Genomic DNA, 9,912 nt, shown 5'->3' with positions numbered 1-9,912 from the left:
CCGCAGTCATCAGGCCCTCACCGAACTGCTCGAGCAGCTCCTTGGGGATTTTTGGTAGGTCACGCAGGGGTTTCTTCTTGGTTGGCATACATGCACCTCTTGCTCATGTTATGCCCGAACACAAAATTTCTGACATACCCGGCATGGTTCCAGCCCTGAAAGCGTCCGTGAACTGAGGTGCCTTACCCAACAGCATGAGAATCCGGCAATGTCCGGCTCAGCGTCGCACAGGCAGCGCCATACCGTCTCGTAGCCCCTCTCTGGTTTGGCCATTTAAAACCCAAAACCCGCCCACAAAAAAACCGACCCTAAGGTCGGTTTCCTGTTCAATCATGGTGCCCCGAGGGAGACTCGAACTCCCACTCCTTTCGAAAACGGATTTTGAATCCGCCGCGTCTACCAATTCCGCCATCAGGGCTTGTGGCGCCGCAGTATAGTGAGGGTCTTCGACTCGGTCAATCGGCTTTCATGGTCAATTTTCATGCATTGGGCTAAACTTCCCGGCCCTGCCAAACCGAACACGATCATGCGCGTCGCCGATTTTTCCTTCGAACTCCCCGATTCCCTCATCGCCCGTCATCCCCTGGCCGAGCGCCACGGCAGTCGTCTGCTGGTCCTCGACGGGCCGAGCGGCGAGCTGGCGCACCGGCGTTTCACCGACTTGCTCGAGTACCTGCGCCCGGGCGACCTGATGGTGTTCAACAACACTCGGGTCATTCCGGCGCGGCTGTTCGGCCAGAAAGCCTCCGGCGGCAAGCTGGAAATGCTGATCGAGCGCGTGCTCGACAGCCACCGGGTGCTGGCCCATGTGCGCGCCAGCAAGGCGCTGAAGGTCGGGGCCACGGTGCTGATCGACGGCGGCGGCGAGGCCGAGATGGTGGCGCGCCACGAAACGCTGTTCGAATTGCGCTTCAGCGAAGAGGTGCTGCCGCTGCTCGACCGCGTCGGGCACATGCCGCTGCCGCCGTACATCGACCGTCCCGACGAGGGCGCCGACCGCGAGCGTTACCAGACCGTCTACGCCGAGCGCGCCGGGGCGGTGGCGGCGCCCACTGCCGGGCTGCACTTCGACGAGGCGTTGCTGGCGCAGATCGCCGCCAAGGGCGTGGAGCGCGCCTTCGTCACCTTGCATGTGGGCGCCGGCACTTTCCAGCCGGTGCGGGTCGACAAGATCGAAGACCACCACATGCATAAAGAATGGCTGGAGGTGAGTCAGGACGTGGTCGATGCCATCGACGCCTGCCGCGCCAGGGGCGGGCGGGTGATCGCGGTGGGGACCACCAGCGTGCGGTCGCTGGAAAGCGCGGCGCGCGATGGCGTGCTCAAGGCCTTCAGCGGCGATACCGACATCTTCATCTACCCCGGTCGGCCGTTCCATGTGGTCGATGCGCTGGTGACCAACTTCCATTTGCCCGAGTCCACGCTGCTGATGCTGGTCTCGGCCTTCGCGGGATATCCCGAGACCATGGCGGCCTACGCGGCGGCGGTCGAGCAGGGGTATCGCTTCTTCAGTTACGGTGATGCCATGTTCATCACCCGCAATCCGGCGCCGCGCGGCCCCGAGGATCAAGCATGAGTCGCACCTGTCGTATGTCCTTCGAACTGCTGGCCACCGACGGCAAGGCCCGTCGTGGTCGGCTGACCTTCCCCCGTGGCACCGTGGAAACCCCGGCGTTCATGCCGGTGGGCACCTACGGCACGGTCAAGGGCATGCTGCCGCGTGACATCGAGGCCATCGGTGCCGAGATCATCCTGGGCAACACCTTCCACCTCTGGCTGCGTCCGGGCACCGAGGTGATCAAGAAGCACAACGGCCTGCACGATTTCATGCAGTGGAAAGGCCCGATTCTCACCGACTCCGGCGGCTTCCAGGTGTTCAGCCTGGGTGCGATGCGCAAGATCAAGGAAGAGGGCGTGACCTTCGCCTCGCCGGTGGACGGTTCCAAGGTGTTCATGGGGCCGGAAGAGTCGATGCAGGTGCAGCGCGACCTGGGCTCGGACATCGTGATGATCTTCGACGAGTGCACGCCGTACCCGGCCGAGCATGACGTGGCGCGCACCTCCATGGAGCTGTCGCTGCGCTGGGCCCAGCGTTCGAAAAACGCCCACGGCGACAATACCGCCGCGCTGTTCGGCATCGTTCAGGGTGGCATGTACCAGGACCTGCGCATGCGTTCGCTGGAAGCGCTGGTCAACATCGACTTCGACGGCTTGGCCATTGGTGGCCTGTCGGTGGGTGAGCCCAAGCACGAGATGATCAAGGTGTTGGACTACCTGCCGGCGCAGATGCCTGCTGACAAACCTCGTTACCTTATGGGGGTAGGCAAACCGGAAGATCTGGTTGAGGGTGTGCGCCGCGGCGTCGACATGTTCGACTGCGTGATGCCCACGCGCAACGCGCGCAACGGTCATCTGTTCGTCGATACAGGGGTGATCAAGATCCGCAATGCGTTCCATCGCCACGATGATTCGCCGCTGGATCCGACCTGTGACTGCTACACCTGCAGCAACTTCTCCCGCGCCTATCTGCATCACCTGGACAAGTGCGGCGAAATGCTGAGCAGTATGCTCAATACCATCCACAACTTGCGCCATTACCAGCGCTTGATGGCCGGTTTACGCGAGGCTATTCAACAGGGTAAATTGGCCGCCTTTGTCGACGCCTTCTATGCCAAGCGCGGACTTCCCGTACCGCCTTTGGATTGACTGTTCGTACACAACACTAAATTAAGCAACTGGAGTGCTACATGAGCTTTCTGATTCCCGCCGCTTACGCGGACGCTGCAGCCCCGGCCGCCGGCCCCGCCGGTACCGGCTTCGAGTGGATCTTCCTGGTCGGCTTCCTGGTCATCTTCTACCTGATGATCTGGCGTCCTCAGGCCAAGCGCGCCAAGGAGCAGAAGAACCTGCTCAATGCGCTGCAGAAAGGCGACGAAGTGGTCACCAACGGCGGTATCGCCGGCAAGATCGTCAAAGTATCGGATGATTTCGTGGTGCTGGAAGTGTCCGACACCGTCGAGCTGAAGTTCCAGAAGGGCGCCATCGCCGCGACCCTGCCGAAAGGTACGCTCAAGGCTATCTGAGTTACCGGTTTCATTTTTCCAGTCGGGGCGCGCAACGCGCCCCGCGTCTTGAACGGGCGGCGTGATGCTGAACAAATACCCTCTGTGGAAATACCTGCTGATCCTGGTGGTACTGGCGGTCGGCTTTATTTATTCCGCTCCCAACCTCTACCCGGACGATCCGGCGGTGCAGATCAGCGGCGCAAGCTCGGCCCTGCACGTGAGCCAGGCCGACCTCGACCGCGCCACCAAGGCGCTGACCGATGCCGGTATTGCGGTCAAGGGCGGCAGCCTGGGCGAGAAGGGCAGTGCGCTGGTGCGCCTGACCAACCAGGAAGATCAACTGCCGGCCAAGGACGTGGTGCGCAAGGCATTGGGTGACGACTACGTCGTCGCGCTGAACCTGGCCCAAACCACCCCGCAATGGCTGCGCAACCTGGGCGCCAGCCCGATGAAGCTGGGCCTGGACCTCTCCGGTGGTGTGCACTTCCTGCTCGAAGTGGACATGGACAAGGCCATGAGCGCCCGGATGAAGGTCTACGACGGCGAGGTCAAGACCCTGCTGCGCAAGGAGCGCGTGCGCTACCGCAGCCTGCCTCAGCAGGACGGTGCCATTCTGCTCGGCTTCTCCGACGACGCCACCCGCGAACAGGCCCGTGCCCTGGTCCGCAAGAATTTCAGTGATTTCGACATCACCACCACCGAGCGCAACGAGCTGTCGGTCCTGCGCCTGGCGCTGACGCCGGCCAAGGTCGCGGAAATCCGCGAGTACTCGGTCAAGCAGAACCTCACCACCGTGCGCAACCGGGTCAACGAGCTGGGTGTGGCCGAGCCGCTGGTCCAGCGTCAGGGCGGCAACCGCATCGTGGTCGAACTGCCGGGCGTGCAGGACACTGCCGAAGCCAAGCGTATCCTCGGCAAGACCGCCAACCTGGAGTTCCGCTTCGGCGCCGAGCCCGGCGCTTCGAAAGCCACGACTGAGGTGTTCGAGTTCCGCGACGGCAATCGTTCGGCGGCGGTCGAGCGCGGCCTGATCATCACCGGCGACCAGGTCACCGACGCCCAGGCCAGCTTCGACGAGCACGGTCGTCCACAGGTCAACATCCGCCTCGACGGTCACGGTGGCGAGCTGATGAGCCGCGCCACGCGCAGCAACGTCGGTCGCAGCATGGCGGTGATCTTCATCGAGCAGCGTCCGATGACCCGCTACGAGAAGCAGGTGGTCGATGGCGTCGAGAAAGACGTACCGATCCAGGCCTTCAAGGAAGAGAAGAAGATCATCAGCCTGGCGACCATCCAGTCGCCGCTGGGTAGCCAGTTCCGCATCACCGGCCTGAACGGTCAGGGCGAGTCGTCCGAGCTGGCGCTGCTGCTGCGTGCCGGTGGCCTGGCCGCACCGATGTACTTCGCCGAAGAGCGGACCATCGGCCCGAGCCTGGGTGCCGACAACATCACCAAGGGTGTCGATGCGTCGCTGTGGGGCATGCTGTTCGTCTCGCTGTTCATCATCGCCATCTACCGCGGTTTCGGCGTGATCGCCACCGTCGCCCTGGCGGGCAACATGGTGCTGCTGCTGGCGCTGATGTCGCTGCTGGGGGCCACCCTGACGCTGCCGGGTATCGCCGGTATCGTGTTGACCATGGGTATGGCGGTGGACGCCAACGTGCTGATCTTCTCGCGTATCCGCGAGGAGCTCAAAACCGGCATGTCGGTGCAGCGCGCCATCCATGAAGGTTTCAACCGCGCCTATACCGCGATCATCGACGCCAACCTGACCAGCCTGCTGGTCGGCGGCATCCTGTTCGCCATGGGTACCGGCCCGGTCAAGGGCTTCGCGGTCACCATGTCCCTCGGGATTTTCACCTCGATGTTCACCGCCGTCATGGTGACCCGCGCAATGGTCAACCTGACCTGCGGCGGGCGTGACATCAAGAAGCTGTGGGTTTGAGGGAGCTGCGATGAAAACCATCAACTTCATGGGCGTGCGCAATGTCGCGTTCGCCATCACCATGCTCCTCACCGTGCTGGCGCTGTTCAGCTGGTGGCAGAAGGGTCTGAACTTCGGCCTGGACTTCACCGGCGGCACGCTGATCGAGCTGACCTACGAACGCCCGGCCGACCTCAAGGCGGTACGTGCCGAGCTGGTCGAGTCCGGTTTCCATGAGGCCGTGGTGCAGAGTTTCGGCGCCACCACCGACCTGCTGGTGCGTATGCCTGGCGACGACCCACAACTGGGTAATCGCGTGGCCAGCGCCCTGCAGAAACTTGGCGGCGACAACCCGGCGACCGTCAAGCGCGTCGAGTTCGTCGGCCCGCAGGTGGGTGAAGAGCTGCGCGACCAGGGCGGCCTCGGCATGCTTCTGGCCCTGGGCGGTATCCTCATCTACCTGGCGTTCCGCTTCCAATGGAAGTTTGCCGTGGGCGCCATCGTTTCGCTGATCCACGACGTGGTGGTGACCCTGGGCATCCTGTCGTTCTTCCAGATCACCTTCGACCTGACGGTGCTGGCAGCGGTGCTGGCGATCATCGGCTACTCGCTCAACGACACCATCGTCGTGTTCGACCGGGTGCGCGAGAACTTCCGGGTGATGCGCAAGGCTTCGTTGATCGAGAATATCAACGTCTCGACCACCCAGACCCTGCTGCGCACCATCGCCACCTCGGTGTCGACCCTGCTGGCCATCGCCGCCTTGCTGTTCTTCGGCGGTGACAACCTGTTCGGCTTCTCCCTGGCGCTGTTCATCGGCGTCATGGCCGGCACCTACTCGTCGATCTACATCGCCAACGTGGTGCTGATCTGGCTGAATCTGAACAGCGAAGACCTGATCCCGCCGGTCAAGGCCGAGGGTGCGGACGACCGACCGTAAGTAATCTCCTACGCCGTTTGGCGTAACAAGAGGCGCGAGTGTTGAACTCGCGCCTTTTTTTTTGCTCCAAGGCAGGGAGAAGGCGGGCGTAGCCCCGTGAGTACGATCAGGAGAGTCCACGTGAACAAATCAATGCTGGTGGGTGCGGTTCTGGGTGCTGTCGGTGTCACTGCCGGAGGTGCTGTGGCGACCTACAGCTTGGTGAACAAAGGGCCTGAATACGCCCAGGTCACCGATGTGCAGCCGATCAAGCAACAGGTGAAGACGCCGCGCGAAGTGTGCAAGGACGTGACCGTGACCCGGCAGCGTCCGGTGCAGGACCAGCACCAGATCGCCGGTACGGTGGTGGGTGCGTTGGCGGGCGGCCTGCTGGGTAACCAGATCGGCGGCGGCAACGGCAAGAAGCTGGCCACCGTGGCCGGTGCAGTGGGCGGCGGCTATGCCGGCAACAAGGTGCAGGAAGGCATGCAGCAGCGTGACACCTACACCACCACGCAGACCCGCTGCAACACGGTCAATGACCTCAGCGACAAGGTGGTGGGCTATACGGTCAAGTACACCATCGGTGATCAGGCAGGTGTGGTGAAGATGGATCACGAGCCGGGTTCGACCATTCCGCTGGACAAGAATGGCAAGCTGGTGTTGAGTCAGGCGCAGCCTGGGCAGTGACGGCGGATCGCGTTCTTTTCAGGCGCAGTTGAATAAAAAAAAGCACCTCGAGAGGTGCTTTTTTTGTGCCGCCGAGATCGCCTCAGCGCTTCAGGTTTTCCGGCAGGTGCGGCTGGATCGCCGTCAGCACCGCCTTGAAGCACTTGATGTTGCCGGCAACGATGTGGCCTTTCTCGAGGAAGTCGTGGCCGCCATTGAAGTCGCTGACCAGGCCGCCCGCTTCCTGGATCAGCAGCACGCCGGCTGCCATGTCCCATTCCGACAGGCCCGACTCCCAGAAGGCGTCGAAACGACCGGCCGCTACGTAGGCCAGGTCCAGCGCAGCGGAACCGGCGCGGCGGATGCCGGCGGTCTGGCCGGTGAGGGCGCGGAACATGCCCAGGTAGTTGTCCAGGTCGGCCATCTGGTTGTCACGGAATGGGAAGCCGGTGCCGAGCAGGGCGCCTTCCAGGCTGGTGCGCGAGCTGACGCGCAGGCGACGGCCATTGAGCTGGGCGCCGCGACCGCGGCTGGCGGTGAATTCTTCCTGGCGCACAGGATCGACGATGACCGCGTGCTCGAGGCGACCGCGGTAGCGGCAGGCGATGCTGACCGAGAAGTGGGGGACGCCACGCAGGAAGTTGGTGGTGCCGTCCAGCGGATCGATGATCCACAGGTAGTCCTTGCCTTCCTCGCCGGTGCCGGCATGCAGGCCGGTTTCTTCGCCTTGGATCGAGTGGTTCGGATAAGCCTTGCGCAGGGCGTTGACGATGGTCTGCTCGGCGGCGCGATCGACCTCGGAGACGTAATCCTTGGCCTCTTTCTCGTCGACCTTGATGCTATCCAGGCGTTCGATGGAGCGGAAAATCAGTTCACTGGCGCTGCGAGCGGCGCGCAGGGCGATATTCAGCATAGGCTGCATGGGCGTTTCACCTGGAGATGTTAAAGAAGAAAGCCGCCTAGTCTATCAGAAAACTGTTCCGGCAGAAGGGTGACATGCACTTTCGTGGCGTTACGCCCCTCGCTTAGGTAACATCGCGGGCCTTGTCGTGTGCCTTCGTGAGCGTGTCACCGTGCTGCAGAATATTCGTGTCGTTCTGGTCAATACCAGCCACCCCGGCAACATCGGCGGCGCTGCGCGTGCCATGAAGAACATGGGCCTGTCGCGGCTGGTACTGGTGCAGCCGAAGGTGTTTCCGTCCGATGAGGCCGCGGCGCGGGCCTCCGGGGCCGACGATGTGCTGGCGAGCACGCAGGTGGTCGACAGCCTCGAAGAAGCCCTGACCGGCTGTACCTTGGTCATGGGCACCAGCGCCCGTGAGCGCAGCATTCCTTGGCCGTTGATCGATCCCCGCGAGTGCGGTGCCAAGGCAGTGGCGCATGCCGCCGGCGGCGAGGAGATCGCTCTGGTGTTCGGGCGCGAGCATGCCGGGCTCACTAACGACGAGCTGCAGCGATGTCACTTCCATGTGCACATCGCCTCGAACCCCGATTTCAGCTCGCTGAACCTGGCGGCGGCCGTCCAGGTGCTTTCCTACGAAGTGCGCATGGCCTGGCTGGCCGCTCAGCAAGCGCCCTCGGCGGTCGAGGCGTTGGAGGCCGGCTCGCCGCCCAGCGACGACCTGGCCACCATGGACGAGATGGAGCGGTTCTACGAACACCTGGAAAAGACCCTGGTGGACATCGGCTTCCTCGATCCGGCGAAGCCCAAGCACCTGATGCCGCGTCTGCGCCGGTTGTATGGGCGCAGCTCGGTCAATCGTTCGGAAATGAGCATCTTGCGTGGCATCCTCACCGAGACCCAGAAGGTCGTCCGGGGTGACGCGCACAAGCGCAAGGACTAGACCCTATGTTCGACCGTCTGCGTGAAGACATCCAAAGCGTATTCCACCGCGACCCGGCCGCGCGCAACGCCTTCGAGGTGCTGACCTGCTATCCCGGTATGCATGCCATCTGGTTGCATCGCCTGGGCAACGCCCTGTGGCGCCGCGACTTCAAGTGGCTGGCGCGGCTGGTGTCGAACTTCGGGCGCTGGCTCACCGGGATCGAGATCCACCCAGGTGCAACCATCGGCCGACGCTTCTTCATCGATCACGGCATGGGTATCGTCATCGGCGAGACCGCCGAAATCGGCGACGACGTCACCTTGTACCAAGGGGTGACGCTCGGCGGCACCAGTTGGAATAAAGGCAAGCGCCACCCCACGCTGGAAAACGGGGTGGTGGTCGGGGCCGGCGCCAAGGTGCTCGGCCCATTCACTGTTGGCGCTGGAGCCAAGATCGGCTCCAATGCCGTGGTCACCAAGGCGGTGCCGGCGGGGGCGACCGCCGTGGGCATTCCCGGGCGCATCATCGTCAGGCAGCAGGACGATGAGGCGGGGGCGCGGCGCAAGGCCATGGCCGAGAAGATCGGCTTCGATGCCTACGGCGTCAGCGCCGACATGCCCGACCCGGTGGCCCGCGCCATCGACCAGATGCTCGATCACCTGCAGGCGGTCGACGAGCGCCTCGAAGGCATGTGCGGTGCGCTCACTCAGTTGGGCAGCGACTACAGCGCCAAGGCGCTGCCGGCACTGCCCGAGGAGGACTTTGCCGAGGTCAAGCCGGCGATCAAGAGCGACGCGGCGGCGCACTGATTCCGTCAACACGGGTCGGCGCATTGGCCAAGGGCGTGTGCTGCCGGCCCGTGTCTGCTATCATCGCGCCGCCTCCCGCGTTCAAACCCGACTAAAGCACTAGGTCTTATAGTTGACTTAAATGCTCGGGAATCGCATACTCGCACACATCCTGTAACTCCCGTGGTACCCATAGCCATGCGATTGACTACCAAAGGCCGATACGCCGTCACCGCCATGCTCGACCTGGCGTTGCACGCGCAGCATGGACCGGTATCCCTGGCCGACATTTCCGAGCGTCAGGGCATTTCCCTTTCTTATCTGGAGCAGCTGTTCGCCAAGTTGCGCCGCAGCAGTCTGGTCTCCAGCGTGCGCGGTCCCGGTGGCGGCTACCAGTTGTCCAGAACCATGGAAACCATCCAGGTGGTTCAGGTGATCGACGCGGTCAACGAGTCGGTCGATGCGACCCGCTGCCAAGGCCTCGGCGACTGCCACTCCGGTGACACCTGCCTGACCCACCATCTGTGGTGCGACCTCAGCCAGCAGATCCATGAATTCCTCAGCGGCATCAGTCTGGCCGACCTCGTCATGCGCCGTGAGGTGCAGGAAGTCGCCCAGCGCCAGGACCTGCGCCGTGTCGCCGGTCGCGTTGCCCAGCTGGACAAGATTGAGACGTCCGCCGTCGACTGATGCGACGAGCGACGCCAACGCCTGATAGGAG

10 protein-coding genes and 1 tRNA gene are annotated in these 9,912 nt (G+C 63.2%); 9 read left to right on the top strand and 2 right to left on the bottom strand.

The window, feature by feature from the left end; translation table 11 throughout:
* Positions 1–333: 333 nt before the first annotated feature.
* A tRNA-Leu gene (locus tag Q7C30_RS03230) sits at positions 334–418 on the bottom strand.
* A 108-nt stretch (positions 419–526) separates the two neighbouring features.
* Between Q7C30_RS03230 and queA the strand changes: the two genes are divergently transcribed.
* From queA to Q7C30_RS03200, 6 genes are all read left to right on the top strand, one after another.
* The gene (gene queA, locus Q7C30_RS03225) at positions 527–1,576 is read left to right on the top strand and encodes a tRNA preQ1(34) S-adenosylmethionine ribosyltransferase-isomerase QueA (protein ID WP_295484556.1); all 1,050 of its coding nucleotides are present in this window, start codon (positions 527–529) and stop codon (positions 1,574–1,576) included.
* A gap of 14 nt (positions 1,577–1,590) precedes the next feature.
* On the top strand, positions 1,591–2,706 hold the full coding sequence (gene tgt, locus Q7C30_RS03220) for a tRNA guanosine(34) transglycosylase Tgt (RefSeq protein ID WP_016393977.1): 1,116 nt from the start codon (positions 1,591–1,593) through the stop codon (positions 2,704–2,706).
* Between the two features lie 41 nt (positions 2,707–2,747).
* Positions 2,748–3,083, top strand: a complete 336-nt coding sequence (gene yajC, locus Q7C30_RS03215; RefSeq protein ID WP_317870646.1) for a preprotein translocase subunit YajC — start codon at positions 2,748–2,750, stop codon at positions 3,081–3,083.
* A 64-nt stretch (positions 3,084–3,147) separates the two neighbouring features.
* Entirely contained in the window at positions 3,148–5,010 is a 1,863-nt protein-coding gene (gene secD, locus Q7C30_RS03210; RefSeq protein ID WP_317870645.1) for a protein translocase subunit SecD, read from the top strand.
* A gap of 10 nt (positions 5,011–5,020) precedes the next feature.
* The gene (secF, locus tag Q7C30_RS03205; RefSeq protein ID WP_039575437.1) at positions 5,021–5,929 is read left to right on the top strand and encodes a protein translocase subunit SecF; all 909 of its coding nucleotides are present in this window, start codon (positions 5,021–5,023) and stop codon (positions 5,927–5,929) included.
* Between the two features lie 120 nt (positions 5,930–6,049).
* Positions 6,050–6,598: a glycine zipper 2TM domain-containing protein gene (locus tag Q7C30_RS03200; protein ID WP_029613660.1), complete on the top strand. Its 549-nt coding sequence runs from the start codon at positions 6,050–6,052 to the stop codon at positions 6,596–6,598.
* Positions 6,599–6,680: 82 nt separating this feature from the next.
* Here the strand turns inward: Q7C30_RS03200 and suhB are convergent, their stop codons facing one another.
* Complete coding sequence (gene suhB, locus Q7C30_RS03195) at positions 6,681–7,499, bottom strand: inositol-phosphate phosphatase (protein WP_029613659.1); 819 nt, start codon at positions 7,497–7,499, stop codon at positions 6,681–6,683.
* Positions 7,500–7,650: 151 nt separating this feature from the next.
* Between suhB and trmJ the strand changes: the two genes are divergently transcribed.
* The 3 genes from trmJ (at position 7,651) to iscR (ending at position 9,881) form a co-directional block, all read left to right on the top strand.
* On the top strand, positions 7,651–8,421 hold the full coding sequence (trmJ, locus tag Q7C30_RS03190; protein ID WP_295484521.1) for a tRNA (cytosine(32)/uridine(32)-2'-O)-methyltransferase TrmJ: 771 nt from the start codon (positions 7,651–7,653) through the stop codon (positions 8,419–8,421).
* 5 nt (positions 8,422–8,426) lie between these two features.
* Entirely contained in the window at positions 8,427–9,212 is a 786-nt protein-coding gene (cysE, locus tag Q7C30_RS03185) for a serine O-acetyltransferase (protein ID WP_039575444.1), read from the top strand.
* A gap of 177 nt (positions 9,213–9,389) precedes the next feature.
* Positions 9,390–9,881, top strand: coding sequence for a Fe-S cluster assembly transcriptional regulator IscR (iscR, locus tag Q7C30_RS03180; RefSeq protein WP_029613657.1), 492 nt, complete (start codon positions 9,390–9,392; stop codon positions 9,879–9,881).
* The last annotated feature ends 31 nt before the right edge of the window (positions 9,882–9,912 follow it).

This window comes from Pseudomonas sp. RAC1 (assembly GCF_030658255.1).
GTDB classification, from domain to species: Bacteria; Pseudomonadota; Gammaproteobacteria; order Pseudomonadales; family Pseudomonadaceae; genus Aquipseudomonas; species Aquipseudomonas boreofloridensis.
The sequence above is the reverse complement of the archived record's forward strand: the minus strand, read 5'-3'. Positions and strand labels throughout refer to the sequence as shown.

What these genes read in the sequence shown, in the direction of transcription:
- secD (WP_317870645.1), top strand. Translation starts at nt 3,148, where the DNA reads ATGCTGAACAAATACCCTCTGTGGAAATACCTGCTGATCCTGGTGGTA.
- tgt (WP_016393977.1), top strand. Translation starts at nt 1,591, where the DNA reads ATGTCCTTCGAACTGCTGGCCACCGACGGCAAGGCCCGTCGTGGTCGG.
- secF (WP_039575437.1), top strand. Translation starts at nt 5,021, where the DNA reads ATGAAAACCATCAACTTCATGGGCGTGCGCAATGTCGCGTTCGCCATC.
- iscR (WP_029613657.1), top strand. Translation starts at nt 9,390, where the DNA reads ATGCGATTGACTACCAAAGGCCGATACGCCGTCACCGCCATGCTCGAC.
- yajC (WP_317870646.1), top strand. Translation starts at nt 2,748, where the DNA reads ATGAGCTTTCTGATTCCCGCCGCTTACGCGGACGCTGCAGCCCCGGCC.
- suhB (WP_029613659.1), bottom strand. Translation starts at nt 7,499, where the DNA reads ATGCAGCCTATGCTGAATATCGCCCTGCGCGCCGCTCGCAGCGCCAGT.
- queA (WP_295484556.1), top strand. Translation starts at nt 527, where the DNA reads ATGCGCGTCGCCGATTTTTCCTTCGAACTCCCCGATTCCCTCATCGCC.
- cysE (WP_039575444.1), top strand. Translation starts at nt 8,427, where the DNA reads ATGTTCGACCGTCTGCGTGAAGACATCCAAAGCGTATTCCACCGCGAC.